Annotated in this window: 13 protein-coding genes; all 13 read left to right on the forward strand. The window is 41.6% G+C overall.

Annotated features, from left to right (window positions below):
• Nucleotides 1-5: 5 nt before the first annotated feature.
• The 13 genes from F1644_RS16725 to F1644_RS16785 all read left to right on the forward strand — a co-directional run bounded on the left by F1644_RS16725 (nucleotide 6) and on the right by F1644_RS16785 (nucleotide 18,595).
• Nucleotides 6-1,583 carry a RagB/SusD family nutrient uptake outer membrane protein gene (locus tag F1644_RS16725; protein ID WP_118305308.1) on the forward strand — a complete coding sequence of 526 codons (1,578 nt, stop codon included), beginning with the start codon at nucleotides 6-8 and terminating at the stop codon, nucleotides 1,581-1,583.
• Nucleotides 1,584-1,598: 15 nt separating this feature from the next.
• A complete protein-coding gene (locus F1644_RS16730) occupies nucleotides 1,599-2,549 on the forward strand; it encodes a hypothetical protein (RefSeq protein WP_118305309.1) in 951 nt (316 codons plus the stop codon).
• An 11-nt stretch (nucleotides 2,550-2,560) separates the two neighbouring features.
• Nucleotides 2,561-3,688 carry a TlpA family protein disulfide reductase gene (locus tag F1644_RS16735; RefSeq protein WP_158572023.1) on the forward strand — a complete coding sequence of 376 codons (1,128 nt, stop codon included), beginning with the start codon at nucleotides 2,561-2,563 and terminating at the stop codon, nucleotides 3,686-3,688.
• Nucleotides 3,689-3,718: 30 nt separating this feature from the next.
• On the forward strand, nucleotides 3,719-4,852 hold the full coding sequence (locus tag F1644_RS16740) for a peroxiredoxin family protein (RefSeq protein WP_158572022.1): 1,134 nt from the start codon (nucleotides 3,719-3,721) through the stop codon (nucleotides 4,850-4,852).
• Nucleotides 4,853-4,992: 140 nt separating this feature from the next.
• The gene (locus F1644_RS16745) at nucleotides 4,993-6,120 is read left to right on the forward strand and encodes an AAA family ATPase (RefSeq protein WP_087420831.1); all 1,128 of its coding nucleotides are present in this window, start codon (nucleotides 4,993-4,995) and stop codon (nucleotides 6,118-6,120) included.
• A 66-nt stretch (nucleotides 6,121-6,186) separates the two neighbouring features.
• Entirely contained in the window at nucleotides 6,187-6,738 is a 552-nt protein-coding gene (locus F1644_RS16750) for a sigma-70 family RNA polymerase sigma factor (RefSeq protein WP_087420832.1), read from the forward strand.
• Between the two features lie 98 nt (nucleotides 6,739-6,836).
• Nucleotides 6,837-8,018 carry a FecR family protein gene (locus F1644_RS16755; protein ID WP_118305312.1) on the forward strand — a complete coding sequence of 394 codons (1,182 nt, stop codon included), beginning with the start codon at nucleotides 6,837-6,839 and terminating at the stop codon, nucleotides 8,016-8,018.
• A 143-nt stretch (nucleotides 8,019-8,161) separates the two neighbouring features.
• Nucleotides 8,162-11,464 (forward strand): SusC/RagA family TonB-linked outer membrane protein, encoded by a 3,303-nt coding sequence (locus tag F1644_RS16760; RefSeq protein ID WP_158572021.1) that lies wholly within the window; start codon nucleotides 8,162-8,164, stop codon nucleotides 11,462-11,464.
• Between the two features lie 18 nt (nucleotides 11,465-11,482).
• Complete coding sequence (locus F1644_RS16765) at nucleotides 11,483-12,928, forward strand: RagB/SusD family nutrient uptake outer membrane protein (RefSeq protein WP_118305314.1); 1,446 nt, start codon at nucleotides 11,483-11,485, stop codon at nucleotides 12,926-12,928.
• A gap of 8 nt (nucleotides 12,929-12,936) precedes the next feature.
• Entirely contained in the window at nucleotides 12,937-13,704 is a 768-nt protein-coding gene (locus tag F1644_RS16770) for a DUF4843 domain-containing protein (RefSeq protein WP_087420836.1), read from the forward strand.
• Nucleotides 13,705-13,712: 8 nt separating this feature from the next.
• A complete protein-coding gene (locus F1644_RS16775; RefSeq protein ID WP_245168592.1) occupies nucleotides 13,713-15,266 on the forward strand; it encodes a PKD-like family lipoprotein in 1,554 nt (517 codons plus the stop codon).
• Between the two features lie 23 nt (nucleotides 15,267-15,289).
• On the forward strand, nucleotides 15,290-17,587 hold the full coding sequence (locus F1644_RS16780) for a thioredoxin fold domain-containing protein (RefSeq protein WP_118305315.1): 2,298 nt from the start codon (nucleotides 15,290-15,292) through the stop codon (nucleotides 17,585-17,587).
• Between the two features lie 471 nt (nucleotides 17,588-18,058).
• Nucleotides 18,059-18,595 (forward strand): RNA polymerase sigma factor, encoded by a 537-nt coding sequence (locus F1644_RS16785; protein WP_209279493.1) that lies wholly within the window; start codon nucleotides 18,059-18,061, stop codon nucleotides 18,593-18,595.
• Nucleotides 18,596-18,615 lie beyond the last annotated feature (20 nt).

Consider the following 18,615-nt stretch of genomic DNA (forward strand, 5'->3'; position numbering starts at 1 on the left):
TCGTTATGAAAAAAGTAAATATATATATTCTAACCTTGTTCTTGCCGTGTTTTTTGTCGGCTTGTGATGATTATTTGAAGGAAGATTCCGATGATTTGTTAATTCCTTCACTGGTGAATGATTATGTCCCGATATTATTGGGAGAGGGTTATCCGGATAAGTTTGCATCCCAGATCGAATGGATTCATCTGATGACGGACGACGTGGAGATGGGGCCGTTATATTATGACGAGTCGATGTATAACAATAGTAAGGTGACGTTTATTGACGATTTCGATCCCGGTATGGGTTACGGGGAGATGGTGTACACGTGGTGGGCGGATTATTCCCAGTATATCACGGATAATTTTTGGGATGCCCGTTATAAGAATATTTTGGCGTGTAATATTATCGTTGATGCCTTGCCGGACATGAAATACGAGGCGAGTGAATACGGGACTTATTGCAAGCTGGCGGCACAGACGTATGCTTTACGGGCTTATCATTATTTTTGTCTCGTAAACACGTATGGCACACCTTGGTCGGAAGAGAACAAGAATAAGTTGGGTGTGATCAAACGTATTTCCCCGGTCGTGGATGTCAGCCCGACGGAGCGGGCCACGGTGGGAGAGATTTACGCGTTGATGAATGAGGATTTGAAGAATGCGGAGAAATATCTGGAGAGTGCGAGTACGAATTACACGAAATGGGAGATCACGCCTGCGGCTATTTATTTTCTGGCATCCCGGGTGGCCTTGTTCCAAGAGGATTGGGAGGAGGTGATTCGTACTTCGGAAGAGTTTATCAATCTAGGTGGCAATGAACTCTATGATTTGAATGATGTTGATCGGGAGACTTGCGGATTACCGGGATCTTCTGGCGGAACGTTCTGGATTAACCAGATTGCGATTGACGAGACGGTGTTCCTTTTTAGTAAGAATGATAATAAGTTTAATTATCTGGCTCCTAATCTATTTTACACGAATTACACGCTGGGGTTCCATACGTCATGGACGGGAGACGATGCGTTATTGAATTTGTACGAGGATGGGGATTTGCGTAAAGAGGTTTATTTTGCCCGGTTGTTTAAATTAGGCGGAACGAGGTTAAGGCCGGAGTATTTTTCGGGACAGGCTCTTCCGATGAAGTCGGATCGTTATTTGTCAACGAGTGAAGGAGAGGCCCGTGAATGTTGGCGAAGTCCGGAGGTGTATTTGAATCTGGCCGAGGCGTATGCTAGGAAGGAGAACGGGGTGAGCCAGACTGCGATTAATTGGTTGAATCAGTTGCGGGTAAAGAAAATTTCTAGGGATACTTATCAGGCGAAGAACGTTGCGGATTTTGCCTCGCGAGAAGATTTGATTCAATTTATCTGGGAGGAACGCCGTCGGGAACTTTGTTTCGAGGAGGCCATGCGTTTTTGGGATATGCGTCGTCAGGGGATGCCCGAGGTGAAGCATGAATTCTATTCTTCAATGACTTCATCAAAGACATTTGTACTGAAACAGGGAAGTCCGAATTATTTATTACCGATCCCGCTTTCCGAAACGGAATACAATGACGGAATGACGAATAATTCCAGAGAAACAATTGTTGGAAATTAATAATGATAGATAGAGATGAAAACGATGAAAATGGCGATATATATCATGTTGGCTTTATTCCTGTCGGGAATGGCCTCATGTGGATCGGAAGATTCAATAAACCCGATACCGGAATTGGGGAATCCTCCTTTTGATTTACCTCGCGGGGAGGAGGGCTCGTTGGAAGAGTTGATTTATTCCGTGTACGAGAAATACGGTTCGTTCGTGCTGTACGATTTTGATCAGACGGAGTTTTATACCACTTGGAACGGGCGGACGGTTTACTGGTACGCTCCCGTGAAGAGCGGGAATAAGGATCATGCGGCTCAAATGGTGACGTTTATGCTGGAGAAAGTGTTTGCCGGTTATCCGGAGGCATTTATTGCTAAGTTCCTGCCGAAGAAGATTTATCTGGTAGATTCTATTTGTAATACGTCTTCTTATAATAAATCGAATCTGGTAAACACGTTAGTGACAAATAATCATGGTTTGGCGGTTTCGAATGTCGGAGTGAAGATGGAAGCTTTCACGGATAGTGATTGGAATTCCATGAATTCGGAAATCGTGACGGCAATTATGAATAATATATATAACACGATGGAGGTTCCGGATGAGTTCTTCGCCTTGGTAACGTATCAGTTTATTTATATGTTTGATGAAGAGGAGGATGCTGATCCGGAAGGAGAGTTTGATGCTTATCATTACGTGTTGTACACGAATGGTTTGGTTGGATCGGATGCTTTCCTGGAGTATGGTTATTTTATGCCGCATAAGGATGGGAAGGATTTGGGAGATTATCTTTCATTCTTGATGTCAACTCCGAAAAGTGAGATGGATCGTATTTTTGCCCGTTTCGATGTTGTGAAACAGAGAGCTTTCCTGATCGCTGATTTTATGGTTAAAGAGATGGAGATGGACCCGGTTGCCTTGCAGAATTCGTTCTGCCCGAATGATCCGCTCCCTGCCGGTTATTTTGATAAAGAATAAAATAGATGATGATGAGAGGATTTTTAAGTTTGATGATGTGCTGTCTCCTTTGGGGGACAGCCTATTCTCAAATCACGTATGATATTACGGGTGTTTGGGAAAACGGTGCAGGCAGGACGATTAGTGTGCGGACGTTGGAAGATGGTAATGTCGAGGGCGAGTTCTTGGATTCGGTGGTCGTGGCCGACGACGGAACGTTTGCTTTACGCGGGGAAGTCAACAAGAAAAAATGTGCGATGTTGATGAGTGCGAAGAATGGGTTCCGGACGATCTTTCTGGACGGGAAACCCTTGCGGCTGACGATCAAAGAGTCCGAGTATTCATACAAGAATCCGTCCGGGCCTTACGTGTTGGAGAATGAAACAAGGGATCAGGCTGCAGCGCAAGCGATGATTCAGTTTTGGGGTGATGATTATATTCGTAATTTTTCTTTGGGAGGGTTAGGAATTTCGTTGAAGAGGGCTGATACTCGGCAAAAACGGGATTCTATTGCCCAAGAAATAGAACGAGTCGCGAAAGAGCAACGGGATCAGATGGAGGCATTTTTACAATCGTATGGTGATAGCGATGTAGCTCCGTTTTTTATCGAGGTGAATATGTTGCGTATGATGTCTTTGGAGCAAATCGCCGCATTTTACGATCGTTTCACGGATCGGGTGAAACAGACGGAGAAGGGAAAAGAGATGGGAGAGCGTATTGCCCAGTTGAAACGGTTGGCTCCCGGTAGCCCGGCTCCTGAATTCGAATTGACAACTCCTGATGGAGGAAAGCTTGCGTTGAAGGATTTGCGTGGACATATCGTGTTGATCGATTTTTGGGCGTCATGGTGTGGGCCGTGTATGGACGAGATGCCTAACGTGAAGGCTATCTACGAAAAATACCATGACCGGGGATTGGAAATCGTGGGGGTGTCGATGGATAATAATAAGGCCAACTGGGAGAGGGCGATTGAAAGAGCCGGTTTGGTATGGCATCATGTTTCTTCTTTGAAGGGGATGAATCGTTGTCCGGTAGCTAAATTGTACCAAGTGGTGGCGATCCCGAAGTTGTATATCATTGGTAAAGACGGGAAGATTATCGCAAAAGATCTGCGGGGGGAAGAATTGCGGGAAAAAATAGACGAGTTGTTTGAAGAATAATATTGAAAAGGAATGATAAAGCAAAATAGAATGAAAATGTTGACGAGAGGGATATTTGTGTTGGCGTGTTGCACGTTAGTGTTCTCGTGTTCGAGGGGTGTTTCTTACCGGATCGCGGGGACTTGGGAAAACGGGGAAGGAAAGAAGATTTATTTGAGTGAGATTGTCGGGAATAAAGAGTTCCGGGCGGTGGATTCCGCTGTGGTAGCCCCGGATTTCACGTTCTTGTTGAAAGGGAACGTGGATCGGGTGCAGAAAATGGTATTAGTTTATAATTCAGACAAGAGGAAGGAGATTATCGTGGATGGAGAACCAATGAACGTTATGTTTGAAGAAACAACAAAGGAGTGGAAAGGAAAAACCTCGACTTCGGTGACGGTGACTTGCACGGGGAATAGGGAACAGGAGTTTTTGGAAAAAGGGAGTAGTTTGAAAACGACAATTTCTTTTATGCAGTTGGGGAAGATGATGGCGGCCAGTAAAGTTGATTATGACGATCCGGAGGCCGTGGATTCGTTGAAACGGGTGTTTACTCTTCTGGATAGTTCTTTGATTGCCGCCGTGAATAATTACATGGATACGACCCGTAATTCTTACGCATCGACTTATTTTTTCGAGAGCCATTTGATGGATAACTATACGTTCGAGGAAGTTCAAGGTTTTTACAATAATTTGACCGACCGGGTGAAACAATCTGCACCGGGTATCGAGTTGAAAAAGAAAATAGACGAGATGGGTATGGTGAGTGTTGGGGGTGTTGCTCCCAACTTTAAAGCGACAACTCCCAGTGGCCGGGAGTTGTCCTTGTATGATTTGCGAGGACGCATCGTGTTACTGGATTTCTGGGCCTCGTGGTGCGGGCCGTGTATGGCGGAAATGCCTAACGTGAAGGAGATTTACAGGAAATATCATGATAAGGGCTTGGAGATTCTCGGTGTCTCGCTGGATTCGAAGAAAGAACCGTGGGTGAATGCCATCGAGAAAAACGAGTTGAACTGGAACCACGTTTCGACGCTGAACAAGTTCGATTGCCCGATAGCTCAGCGTTTCCGGGTAACCGGAATCCCGCGGATGTATATCATCGATAAGGACGGAAAGATTATTGCACAGGATTTACGGGGAGAGGCTCTGTCCAAAAAGATGGATGAGCTTTTTGCCCGGTAGAAAGTCTCGTTTTAGATAACTGTTTTTAGATGTGACATTTTAGGTGTCGGACATGGTACTCGGTGGGGTACCATGTTTTGTTTATTATACTTGCATTATTATCTTATAATAATTATATTTGCGTAATAAAATGACGGATTATGGTTATTAATAAGAATCCTTTTGTGACAAGTGGCTATATTTCTCCTGAATTTTTTTGTGATCGAGAGGAGGAAAGTGAACGGTTAATACAAGAAATTTCGGGAAATAATCTTGCGTTAATTTCTACGCGGAGAATGGGTAAAACCGGGTTGATTCAGCATTGTTTTCAACAGGATGAGATCGTGCATGATTACTACACGTTCTTCGTGGATATTTATGCTACCAAGTCATTACGGGATTTTGTTTTTTCTTTGAGTAAGGTGATTTTCGAGTCATTGAAGCCTAAAGGGAAAAAAGCGATTGAGAAGTTTTGGTATTACATGAAATCTTTACATGCGGGAGTCTCTTTCGATATTAGTGGTAATCCTTCTTTGACGTTCGGGTTGGGGGATATTCAAGAAGCTAATGCCACGCTGGAGGAGATTTTCGAGTATTTAGAGAAAGCAGATAAGCCTTGTATCGTGGCTTTTGATGAATTTCAACAGGTGGCGGGCTATGCAGAAAAAAATGTGGAGGCTATTTTGCGAACCTACATTCAGCATTGTAATAATGCACGATTCATTTTTGCCGGGAGTCAGCGTCACACGATGGGAAATATCTTTCAAAGTCCGGCCCGTCCTTTTTATCAAAGCGTGTCCATGATGCATTTAGATAGTATCCCGTTAGGGAAATATACGGCTTTTGCAGAGTATCATTTTGGGCGAGGGAATCGGGTGATATTACCGGAGGTGGTTACGTTTATATACAATCAGTTCGAGGGAATCACGTGGTATATGCAGAAGATGTTGCACGTGTTATATAATATGACCCCTGTGAAGGGAGTATGTTCGATGGGGATGGTGGACGAGGCTTTGAAGAGTGTTATCGAATCATATCGGTACACGTATTCCGAGATTCTATTTCGTCTTCCGGAAAAGCAAAAAGAACTTTTGATTGCTATCACGAAAGAGGGAAAGGCTACTGAAATTACTTCCGGTTCTTTTGTCAAAAAATATAAGTTGCATTCACCAAGTTCCGTGCAGGCTGCGTTGAAAGGGCTGTTGGAAAAGGATTTCGTTACCCGGGAACAGGATGTCTATCAGGTGTATGATCGTTTTTTGGCTATTTGGCTGAAAGAGAATTATTGATATATCAAGATATTTCCTACTTTTGGGAAAATAATTGAGTTGGTTGTTATTGGTAAAAACTCCTTCATGGATGTATTAACTGGGATAAATGGTAAGGACAGGTTGGTATTCAAGGCCTTTTTTGAAGGGAATTTCTCTTCCATCGTGATGTTTGCCGATAAGTACCTGAATGATATGGAGGCGGCGGCAGACGTTGCTCAAGAGTGTTTTATCCAGTTGTGGCGTGGGGATATGACATTCGAGACGGAGGATAAAGTGAGGGGGTTTTTGTATACTATGGCGAGGAATTTGGCTTTGAATAAGTTGAAACATGATTCCATCGTGTCCCAGTACGTGAAACGAGGAATGTTGGAGTCGGAAGAGTACTTGCGGGATAATGTGATTGAAGAAGAGGTGTATTCAATTGTTTACAAAGCGATTGATGAGCTTGCTCCGCAATCGAAGAAAGTTATATTATTGTCTCTTCAGGAACTTTCGAATGGGGAGATTGCCGAACAATTAGGGATATCGATAAATTCCGTGCGGACGCTAAAGCAAAACGCTTACAAGAAGTTGAAAGGGTTGCTCCGAGATTATTTTTATCTTCTTTTCTTGCTGGATTATACCAGCTTACATTAATGGGTGTGATTCCAAATGTTAAAATTGTATTTTTTTTGAAGGGTGATTCATCGTTTTCATTTTTTCAGTTGTTATATAGATGTAACTAAGATGAAAATATGGATGTAATTTCACGAAATAAGAGAATTTGCCAGTTGATTGCCAAGCAACTTTGGGAGGGATTGAGTGATCATGAAAAACAAGAGTTGCAGGAGTGGATTCAAGCATCCCCGGACAACAGTACGCTTTATGATGAGTTGGTGAGACGGGAACGGGTGAGGCAATATATAGAGAAGCGGGAGTCTATTGATGTCAGAAAATACATGGCTGTTTGTGAACGGGAATTAGGACTAGGGGGTAAACGGAGGATGATTCATTGGCTCTGGGGATATGCTGCGGCTATTTTCGTGTTATGTGTTGTTGGTATTGGAATCTGGATGAACGAACGAGAAGAGGTTGGTGTCACTGAAATAGCTCAGACAACGATAGAACCGGGAAAAGCAAAAGCATTGTTGATTTTAGGTGATGGGAGAGAGATTGAATTGAGTAATCGGAATGTGAATAAAGCTTTGGAAGAAAGTGGAATCGTGATTGTAAATGATTCTTCCCGAATAGAGTATAGGCGAAATACAGGGGGAGGCGACAAAGAGGTTATGAATAAAATTATTGTTCCCACGGGAGGGGAATATAACTTGATTTTGAGTGATGGGACTTGGGTATATCTAAATGCGGAGAGTGTTATCACGTATCCTCAAAAATTTGTCGGAGAGAAACGGGAAGTTACTTTGGAGGGAGAAGCGTATTTTCAGGTGACCGCCTCTAAAGAACATCCGTTCATTGTCAAGACAAAGGATATGGATGTACTTGTGACTGGAACGGAATTTAACGTGAAGGCTTATCCGGATGAATTGAATGTTCAGACGACTTTATTGCGAGGAAAAGTGGCTGTTTTTGCGGGGATTGATAAAAAAGAAAAAATAGAGATCGAACCTAATCAACAGGCAGAGTGGAGTCGGGAGAATGTAAAATTGCAGGTACGGGAGGTTGATCCGGATTTGTTTGTGGCGTGGAAGAACGGTCAATTCCTGTTCCGGCAGGATCGATTAGAAGATATTATGAAAACGTTGGCTCGGTGGTATGACATGGAAGTGTTTTATTTGGATGAGTCAATTAAAAATATGGCCTTTGCCGGGAAATTGGATCGTAGCGAAGATATAACACCGATTCTGAATGTGTTGCGGGCCACGGATAAGTTAACGGTGGAGGTAAATGGAAAACGAATAGTTCTAGGGGTGAAATAAAAACAGGTGATGCTGCGAACATCACCTGTTAAGACTTTCACTTTGATATAAAGTGTTTTTAATTAAAGTTGTATGACAAAGTTATGAAAAAAAAGTGGAAAGAATACTTTCCCCACGGGGAAATGTATGTAAAAATTTTTAGGATGATGAAACTATGTACGTGTTTGTTATTATGTTCCGTTATGTCAATATCGGCAAATGTACGGGCGCAACATGCTAGAATGAGCTTGGAGCTGAAGGGTGTGACGTTGGAAGAGGTGCTCTGGGCTTTAGAGAAAAAGAGTGACATCACGTTTTTCTATAATGTAACGGATGTTGCGGGGAGTAATAAGGTGGATGCCGTGTTTAAAGATGCTCCTTTGGAGAAGATTCTGAATGACGTGTTGAGAGGAACGAATCTTTCCTATGAAATACAGGGGAAAGTGGTTGTTATTAAACGGAATTTATCGTCTTCTGTTTCAGATAGTTTAAAATCGGTGACGATAAATGGTGTCGTGAAAGATTCTTACGGAAACGGTCTTCCTGGGGTAACCGTGGTGTTGAAAGGTACCACAACGGGGGTGGCTACTGCGAATGATGGAGATTTTTCGATCACGATTCCTAAACGTGATTCGGTGGTTCTGGTGTTTTCTTTCGTGGGTATGACCACGAAAGAAGTCGTGTGGAAAGGAGAGAAAATGTTGAGTATCGTGCTGGAGGATGAGGTGAGTGAGATGGAAGAAGTGGTTATAACTGGTATTTTCACACGAAAGGCGGAGAGTTTTACCGGAGCCGCAACAACCTTTAAGCAGGCGGATTTGAAACGATTAGGAAATCAAAATATATTGCAGAGTTTAAAAAATATGGACCCTTCATTCATGGTCATGGAGAACGTGGATTTCGGTTCCGACCCGAACCGGACACCGGATATCCAAATTCGTGGTGCCTCCAGTTTACCAAACGTGAAAGGTGAATATGAGTCGAATCCAAACCAACCGTTATTTATTTTGGATGGTTTCGAGGCAACCGTGGAAAAAGTGTTTGATTTAGACATGAACCGGGTGGCTTCCGTAACACTTTTGAAAGATGCGGCGGCTAAGGCTATTTACGGTTCTCGTGCGGCTAACGGGGTGGTTGTTATTGAGACTGTACAGCCTGAAAAAGGAATGTTGAAAGTGACCTATTCCGGAGATTTGAATATAACGGGGCCTGATTTAAGCAGTTATGACTTGTGTAATGCGGAGGAAAAGTTACAGGTAGAATGGGATGCCGGACGTTATAAGGCATATTATCCGAAAGATGATCAGTTTCGGCTGGAATTATACAATCAACTTAAAAGTGAGATTGCTCGCGGGGTGGATACCTATTGGCTAGCAAAACCTTTGCGAACCGGGGTGGGACATAAACATTCTTTGTATCTGGAAGGTGGTGATGATTATTTGCGTTATGGAGTTGACGTTTCCTATAATAAGGTGCCCGGTGTCATGAAAGGTTCCGATAGGGAAAATGTGGCTGGGGCTGTTACGCTGTCCTATCGTTATAAAAGTTTGGTCTTTAGAAATGTATTGAGCGTTACCTTCAATAAAGCGAACGATTCTCCTTACGGGAGTTTTTCAGAGTACACGAAATTAAATCCTTATTGGACTCCTCGGGACGAGAATGGCAATTTGAAACGAGTTTTAGGCTCATTCCAAAAAGCCGATTGGCAAAGCGAAACTATGTATTATAATCCGTTGTATAACGCAACATTAGGGACAAAAAACTTCTCGAAATACACGGAGATTACGGATAATTTCTATATGGAATGGCAAATGTACAAGGATTTGAAGTTTATCGGTCGTTTCGGGTACACGCAAAAACAGGATAGCCGGGAAGATTTTTATCCCGGGAATCACACGAAGTTTGCTGAGTGGACTGGAGATAATTATTTCAAGCGAGGGGCATATTATATAAAGGACGGGACAAATAAGACGTTGAAAATAGATGCTACATTTAATTATTCGAAACAGTGGGATAAGCATTTGTTATTTGCCAATCTGAACTGGAATCTACAACAGGATAGTTATGATTATCACGGAATGGAGGCTTGGGGCTTTTTGAATGATAAGGTGGATCATGTGGCTTTTGCAAAACAATATGCGGAGAATGGCAGTCCGTCGGGTGATGAAACAACAACGAGGGAGATTGGTGTAGTTGGTGCGATCAACTATTCTTATGACAATCGTTATCTGGCGGATGCTTCCTACCGGTTGAGCGGGTCTTCCGTGTACGGGGCTGATAACCGCTGGGGAGGTTTCTGGTCGGCAGGTATCGGTTGGAATATGCATTACGAGAGTTTCCTGAAAGATAAAGAGTGGTTGAAACAGTTGAAACTACGAGCATCCATGGGATATACTGGAAGCCAGAATTTCAATCCTTATCAGGCAATGGCGACATACAAGTATTTCACCAATGCCGAGTATGATAATATTGTGGGTGCGTATTTGATGGGGATGGCAAATGACAAATTGAAATGGCAGCGGACCCGGGATATTAACATGGGGTTTGATGCTCAATTGTTGAAAGGATTGACTTTACGTTTTGACTATTATATCAGTAACACGGATAATCTGTTGGTTGATTTTGATTTATCGGGTTCCACGGGGTTCAATACTTTTAAAGAGAATTTGGGGGAAGTCCAGAATAAAGGATTTGATGCCACGTTGAGCTGGAGAATGTACGATAATACGGATCTTGATGCTTATTTTACGATTTTTGGTTCAATATCTCATAATAAAAATAAAATTGTGAAGATTTCGGATGCATTGACTAAATCAAATGAGGCTCAGAATGACGAGGGGGTGAATCCTTCGAAACCATATACCCGTTTTGAAGAAGGACAATCAACCAGTGCAATTTGGGCGGTGCGTTCGTTGGGAATAGATCCGACAACAGGGAATGAAATGTTTCTGGATCGTAATGGTGAAAAGACTTACGTGTGGAATATCAATGATCAGGTCGTGTGTGGAGAGTCGAATCCGAAGTTTCAAGGTAATTTTGGGTTTAATGCAGAGTACAAGGGAATTTCGTTGAATTGTTCTTTCAGTTATAAACTGGGTGGAGATTATTACAATCAGACGTTGGTTGATCGGGTTGAGAACGTGGACATTCAATATAACGTGGACCGTCGGGTATTTACGGGGACTTGGAAAGAATCAGGTGATGTCACTTTCTTTAAAAAGATTACAGACACGCCTACCACGACCCGGCCGACGGACCGTTTCGTGGAGAGACAGAATGAATTGTCGCTGGCGTCGTTGAATCTATCGTATGATTTCAGGCATTTGAATATAACCAAATATGTAGAACGTTTGAAATTGTCATTCTATATGACGGATGTGTTCCGGGTATCATCGGTGAAGACTGAACGAGGATTAGAATACCCGTTTGCCAGAACTTATTCCTTGGGATTACAGGCAACGTTTTAACGCTAACAAGATTGAATTATGAGAAATAGAATAAATAATTACGGAAAAAGCTTGTGGTTTGGCATCGTACTGTTGACCTTGGCAGCTTGTAATGATTGGCTGGATGTGGACCCGAAGTCTCAGGTGAAAGATAAGGATTTGTTTTCTTCGGAAATGGGTTTTAAAGAGGCATTGTCAGGAGTGTATAGTATTATGACGCAGGAGTATCTTTACGGGAAGGAGATGACTTTCGGTATGTTGGGTGTTTTGGGGCAGGAGTGGGATAGTCAACCTACGGATTATACCGATGATCTGAATTATAAATACGAGAATACGAGACCCGAAGTACGAATCGATTCTTTGTGGTGTGGTTTGTATAATGCTATTGCCAATACAAATAAATTGTTGGAGGAGATAGAAGGGAAAGAATCTATGTTTACCGGGATAAATTATGATATGATCAAGGGTGAGGCATTGGCTTTGCGTGGATTCCTGCATTTCGATTTATTACGGTTGTTTGGAGCCAGTTATGCCGAAAATCCTAAAAAGGCGGCTATTCCTTACGTGACGGCTTATACTTCGAATATATATCCACAAGACTCGGTGGGGGGCGTTATTACGAAGGTGTTGGGAGATTTGACCGCTTCATTGGATTACCTGAAGAATGATCCGATATTGACGGGAAAAATCGTAACGGAAACAGATGATAACGGGTATTTGTTGAATCGGCAGGTACACCTGAATTATTATGCGGTGAAAGGCTTGATGGCACGTGTATATTTGTATAAAAAGGATTATCAGAATGCGGCTCTTTGTGCATCGGAGGTGATCGAGTCCGGTCGCTTTGAATGGGTGAAACAGGAAAATCTGACGAATGCTAAAATGGCAGATTTGACGTTTTCCACGGAGCATTTGTTTGCCTTGAATGTTGTAAATTTGGGAAGTCGGGCAGAGAAATACTTTACCGGGGGAAATTTGGGATTTGCTTTAGATGAAACAAATTTACTGGAGTATTACGAGTCTGCACAGGATTATCGTTATTTGTATCAATTCAAGAGTGGTACCGGGTTAAGCAATTCTTTGCGTTATTTGATGAAATATGACCAGTTGACCGGGGATGTTTCCACATCTTGGCCTGATTCTTATCGAAATAAGATGGCAATGATTCGTTTGCCGGAAATGTATTATATTCTGGCAGAATGTCGTCATCATACTTCCGGGGATGTATTGGGGGCATTGAATGAAGTCCGTCGTCATCGGGGAGTTACAGAATTGAGCGAGAGTGATCTGGTTAATTTTGATGCACTGTTGTTATCAGAATTCCGTAAAGAGGTGATAGGGGAGGGACAATTGTTCTTCTATTATAAACGTTTGAATTCCCTGTCAATTAAGCGGACAGATGTGGATGCTGTTGGCTCGGGTGTATACAAACTTCCGATTCCGAAAGATGAATTGCAGAACCCGGGTTGGGTTAGTAATAAATAGAAAAAATTATGAAGAAACAAATTATATGGTTAGGGCTTATCATGGCATGGATGCTATGTGCCTGTGAAGAGGATAATAAACTGATGTATGATGAGAGTTCAAGAGTGTTGAATCTTTGGTTTGGTTCGGAGTCAACGGAAGGGAGAGTGGATAGTACGGAATATAATTATGCCTATCGTCCTTTGGGAACAGATTTGGATTCTGTAACGTTCTACGTGAAATTAGCCGGAGTTCCTTTGGAGGAGGATTGTACTTTTGACTTGGAAGTGACTGGAGGGGATGTATCCTCGGTAATTGTCGATAAGCACTACGTGCTACCGTCGTATGTATTGAAAGCTGGGACTACCGGGGGGTACTATCCGATTTATCTGAAAAATACTTCTGATTTTAAGGATAAAGCGTTTACTCTTGCTTTAGCATTGAAGGAAAATGTTAAATTAGAGACCGGAGTTAAGGAGTATGCCACGTTAAAATTGATCGTTAAGGATCGAGAGGAAAAACCGGCATACTGGGATGAAGATCCGGAGACTTATATGCCGCTGAAAAACTTTTTCGGGACTTATAGCCGGACGAAATATCAGTTTATGATTAAGGTTACGGGTAAAGTGATTTCTCGAGTTATTTATCAAGGGACACCGATTCCACCTCATGAGATTTCTTATTTCGAGGCGCAGTATTTACAGGCAAAGCTTCGGTTGGCCGTGGAAGAATATAATAATAATCCAGAAAATCCCGATCGTCCTTTGTCAGATGAAAATGGACCTATAACTTTTTAAAGAATGAGATGATGAAGATACTAAAATATATAATATTATCAATTGTTGCCAGTCTAGGATTATGGTCTTGTTACGACGATAAAGGCAATTATGATTATCATGATTTGGATGAAATTGTAATTGATTCTTCCGGTGGGTTGATTCAGGCGAATTATTCTATCTCCCGCTTGGAGATATTGGAGATACCTTTAAAGGTGTATTACGAAGGGAAATTAGTAAATGGTTCTGAAACACAATTTCCAGATTTGGAATTTAATTGGGTCGTTTACCAGCAGGGAACGGAGACTCCGATTGCAGATAGAGATACAATTGCGAAACAGATTGAATTGAAAATTCCCGTGGATTTGGATGAGAGGCAATGGGAGCTTGTGTTTACCGTGCTGAATAAACGGACAGATATACGTACGTTCATGAAATTCGGGTTGAAAGTGAATTCAGGTCTAAGTGAGGGATGGATGGTGTTGTATGAAAAAGATGGAAAAACGGATGTAGGATTGATCACGAATAAACTGATTGCTCCGGATGTCACGAAAGAACAAGAATGGGTAGATATTTATTCCGCATATAATCACGAATCTTTAGCAGGAAAACCTTTGAGGTTATTTTATTCAATGGTGACGAAGCCTGAAGTTGTTATGATTGTTTCTGATAAAGATATGGTTGCGGTTGATCCCTTGTCGTTTAATAAATTGTATGCATTTGAGGATTTATTTTGGACGGCTCCGGAGGTGAAAGCTCCTAATTATTACATGTCTTTCTTTAATAAGAGAGAGTTTTTATTAAATGATGGGAAGGCACATGCGGTTAATTTTTCCACGAGCGGATCTAATAGAACGAATTTGTTTTTTGGAGTTCCTTGTACGGGTAATTATGGCGAATTGGCGAATTGGTGTGCTAGTATGAGTACGGCTTATAGCGGGGTTGTGTATGACCAAACGGCACAACGTTTTATGTGTGTGAAATCAAATCGGACTGAAGTTTCTACTTTGCCGGATCAGGCTGAAGGAGTGGCATTTGATTGTAATAATGTAGGAATGGAGTTGGTGATGAGTGATTATGGAAGAAATAATTACGAGTATATACTCATGAAAGAAGGTGAAAATCATTATTACTTGTTGATTGCTGATTTTTGTGGTTTCATGACGCAAAGTACAATTGGCGTGGGGAAATATGATATGATGAATTGTAAAGGTGTGACCGAGGGTATCACTTCTGTGACTGCAGGATATAAGGGAGAAATCTTTTATTATGCAGCAGGAAACGGGGTTTACCTATACGACTATAAGGTGTCGAATGCTTCAGGAGATCCCGTGTGGGAGGCTCCGGATGGAGAGACGGTAACTTGCGTGCGTTTACAAAAATACCAAGGTACGGGTCTCATGGTTAAGGTGCCAGTCAATGATTGTGAAATATTGTATATCGCAACTTATAATGAATCGACCGGGAATGGGACCGTGTACCAACTAAAGGTAAATCCTTCCAGTGGAGCCGTGGACAAAAGTAGTCAAAAAGAGTTTTCCGGTTTCGGGAAAATAAAAGATATGGGGTGGAAAATGAATTAATTAATTTGTAATCACGAAAAAGTATGAGATTTAATTTTTTCTTGACACTTGCAAGTGTCATGGTACTATTGTTGGCTGAAATGAAAAAAGCAGACGCTCAAATGACAGTTGCTCAGCCAATACAAACGAAAGTAGAAACGGAGTCGGGTATTCGTTTCTTTGAAGGGACTTGGGAGGAAGCTTTGGTAGAATCAAAAAAGACCGGTAAGCCTATTTTTATGGATTGTTACACCGTGTGGTGTGTGCCATGTAAGATGTTGGCAAAAGACGTCTTTACCCGTCCGGAGGTTGGGGATTATTTTAACATCCATTTTATTAATGTGAAGATGGATATGGGAACAGAACAGGGAAAAGTATTGAATGACAAGTATCAGGTGACGGGGTATCCGACATTACTTTTCTTGGATGGCGATGGGAATTTAATACACCGGATTGTAGGGGCTCCTACGGCGGATATTTTGTTAAAAGAAGGTGGGCGTGCTATTGATGGGAAGGGGTATTCCTCCATGAGTAAGGCGTATGAAGAAGGAAATCGTCAACCTAATTTTATACAGGAATACATGGATGTATTGGATATTGCTGGTGAGGGAAGTAAAGCGGCACAAATCTGTTTGAACTATTTTAAAACGTTGGACAAGTCGAAATTGAAAGAACGAGAGTATTGGGAGCTTTTCTGTAAATACGTGAAAGACGTGGATGCAGATGTTTCTAAATATGTTTATAAAAATCGAGCCGAGTTCATCAACCTTTTTGGGGCTGCAGCGGTAGAAAAGAAGTTGTTTCAGTTGTTTAGCAACGGGGCCTATCGTTACTGGAAAAAAGAAGGTGATAGTGGAATCTTTGATGAGAAAGGGTTTGAGAACTACGTGCATCAGCTAATGAAAAAAGACATCAGGGGAAAGGAACAAATCATTATGGATGCACGAATGGCTTACGCAATGAATACCGGGGATTGGGCAAAATATGTGCAAATGGGAACTGATCGCTTGAATGACGGGGAGAAGAGTGACTTTGTCGTGTATAATTGGGCATTAAGGGTTAATATGCAGTGCAATGATACGGAGCTACGTGAGAAGGCGGCCGAATGGATGGACCGGATGGCTATTGATTGTGATCGAAGACCCCAATCGGATGCGACAATATCTTTGAAAAAGAGTTTCCTGCGGGTAGCAGACCAGTTGAGACATCCCGAAAAAAAAGATAAAAATTATCGTCCGACCATTACAATTTCCGGGAAGATTGCTGCTTTAACTGATAATGATAATACGATCAAGATTATCAAAAAAGACGGATTCTTCAAACAAACGGTGGACTCCTGCGAGGCAAAGCTGGATGGGACTTATGAATTAAAGATGAAGGTTGAAAAACCGGGTATGTATATTTTGGAGTGTCAAGGTGGACAAAAAGTTGATTTTTGGGCGGGAACAGAGGATTTAAAAGTTGATTTTCCTGGTTTCGGTAAAGCGAAGATGAGAGTGATACGTCCGATGTATATTCATATTCAGGGAGGTAAGGATAACGAAGTGATCAACCAAATGAACTGGGAAATTTATCAGAATTACCAATTGATGGGTTCGATTTCTCGTCCGGTTTATAATTATTCAGGTCTTGTGGACTCCGTAAAGCAACAGATCGCTTCGCAATTGACAGATGTTGCGGGTAAAATTGTGTTGGATCGTTTGCAGCATTATGCCGAAGTATATGCGGATCGAGAAGCCGTTTTAGCTATTTTAATGCTTTTGAAAGGCGAAGAATATGAGGAAACCGTGAAAAAAGTGGTGGATAATTTATCCAAGTTATATCCTGGAAGTTTGGCATTGAAAGATTTTAAGGCTGTTCTTGCACAACGAGAACTAGCAAAACAAGGACAGATGGCACCCGAATTTTCTTGCCCGACTCCTGACGGGAAGAAGAATTTTGGGCCACAAGACTTTAAAGGTAAATTCCTTGTCATGGATTTTTGGGCATCTTGGTGCGGGCCATGTCGGGCAGAGATCCCTCATTTGAAAAAGGCTTATGAGAAATATGCGGACAAGGAAGTCGCATTTTTCAGTGTATCAATTGATAAGAGTAATGCTGCTTGGAAAAAAGCTTTAGGAGAAGAGAATATGCCTTGGGAGCAGGTGTGTGTCCCACAAGCGGGAAAAGAGGTGATGAGATTGTACCAATTTTCGGGCATCCCCTATGTTTTGATCTTGGATAAGGAGGGGCGTATCGTGGGGACAAATTTGAGAGGTCAGGCATTGATGGATAAATTGGAAGAATTGGTGAACGGGAAAAAAACTAAAGCGGCTAAATCATCCATGATGATGGTGAGATAATATTAAAACCGGAAGATGCCTTATGAAAATTTTAATGCTTCTTCTTATCCACAGTTTGTGCATGACTTCCGGTTTTAAAGATAATTACAAGGAGTGCGTTGAAATAATTTTGACGCACTCCTTTCGTTTGTAAAAGGAATATTGATGATCAGAGATTTTAAATAAATATTTTTCGCTCATCGAAATAATTATTCGACTTCTTACCTCTAAACGTCACTTTTGAACATTTTGTTTTTACAATTTCAGCATAAAATGTTAATCGAAAAAGGCTGGCTTGATATTTGTTGTTTATATATTATATTGATAACCAAATGTATGATAGTGAAATTTTATTCGAGTGATACGATAATAAATTCTTCTTCGAAAATCAGAAGATTTTGATTGTATGATTTATTATGTATTTTTGTATAACGGACAAGATGATCAACTTATTGGTTTGATGGAATAGAAAGGAATTAGATTAAGTGTAATATGCGAAATATCGTAACAGATATAAGGGGGGGAGATAAGGACTCTTTTAAAGAGTTCTTTGAGGATTATTACCCTATTTTGTGTGTATTCTCTTCGAAATATGTGAAGAACGAGGAGCAATGCAAGGATATTGCGCAGGAGACACTATTGAGTTATTGGGAGAAACGGGCTGATTTCGAGGATATATATAAAGTAAAGGGATTTCTTTATATGGTGGCACGTAACCGGTGCCTGAATTATTTGAAACGGGAACAAGTAAATCAAGCATACGTGGACGAGGCCAACCGGGAGTCAGAGGAATATTTTCAAGAAGAGGTTATTGAGCAAGAAACTTATATGTTGGTTAGGAAAGCCATTGAGGGTTTGCCCCCTCAGATGAGAACCATCATTAAGTATGCTATGGAAGGTCTGAAAAATCCACAGATCGCCAGTGAAATGGGGATTGCCGAAGGCACAGTTCATGCTTTGAAGAAAACAGCTTATCGTAAATTACGGGAACAGTTAAAAGAACACTTCTATCTCTTATTGTTTATATAACTTTCGAAGTTATATTAGAT

Source organism: Butyricimonas paravirosa, assembly GCF_032878955.1.
In the GTDB taxonomy this organism is placed as follows: Bacteria; Bacteroidota; Bacteroidia; order Bacteroidales; family Marinifilaceae; genus Butyricimonas; species Butyricimonas paravirosa.

Bases quoted from the DNA above. Each gene is read 5' to 3' on its own strand.
- F1644_RS16725 (WP_118305308.1), top strand. From the start codon at position 6: ATGAAAAAAGTAAATATATATATTCTAACCTTGTTCTTGCCGTGTTTT.
- F1644_RS16730 (WP_118305309.1), top strand. From the start codon at position 1,599: ATGAAAACGATGAAAATGGCGATATATATCATGTTGGCTTTATTCCTG.
- F1644_RS16735 (WP_158572023.1), top strand. From the start codon at position 2,561: ATGAGAGGATTTTTAAGTTTGATGATGTGCTGTCTCCTTTGGGGGACA.
- F1644_RS16740 (WP_158572022.1), top strand. From the start codon at position 3,719: ATGAAAATGTTGACGAGAGGGATATTTGTGTTGGCGTGTTGCACGTTA.
- F1644_RS16745 (WP_087420831.1), top strand. From the start codon at position 4,993: ATGGTTATTAATAAGAATCCTTTTGTGACAAGTGGCTATATTTCTCCT.
- F1644_RS16750 (WP_087420832.1), top strand. From the start codon at position 6,187: ATGGATGTATTAACTGGGATAAATGGTAAGGACAGGTTGGTATTCAAG.
- F1644_RS16755 (WP_118305312.1), top strand. From the start codon at position 6,837: ATGGATGTAATTTCACGAAATAAGAGAATTTGCCAGTTGATTGCCAAG.
- F1644_RS16760 (WP_158572021.1), top strand. From the start codon at position 8,162: ATGATGAAACTATGTACGTGTTTGTTATTATGTTCCGTTATGTCAATA.
- F1644_RS16765 (WP_118305314.1), top strand. From the start codon at position 11,483: ATGAGAAATAGAATAAATAATTACGGAAAAAGCTTGTGGTTTGGCATC.
- F1644_RS16770 (WP_087420836.1), top strand. From the start codon at position 12,937: ATGAAGAAACAAATTATATGGTTAGGGCTTATCATGGCATGGATGCTA.
- F1644_RS16775 (WP_245168592.1), top strand. From the start codon at position 13,713: ATGATGAAGATACTAAAATATATAATATTATCAATTGTTGCCAGTCTA.
- F1644_RS16780 (WP_118305315.1), top strand. From the start codon at position 15,290: ATGAGATTTAATTTTTTCTTGACACTTGCAAGTGTCATGGTACTATTG.
- F1644_RS16785 (WP_209279493.1), top strand. From the start codon at position 18,059: ATGCGAAATATCGTAACAGATATAAGGGGGGGAGATAAGGACTCTTTT.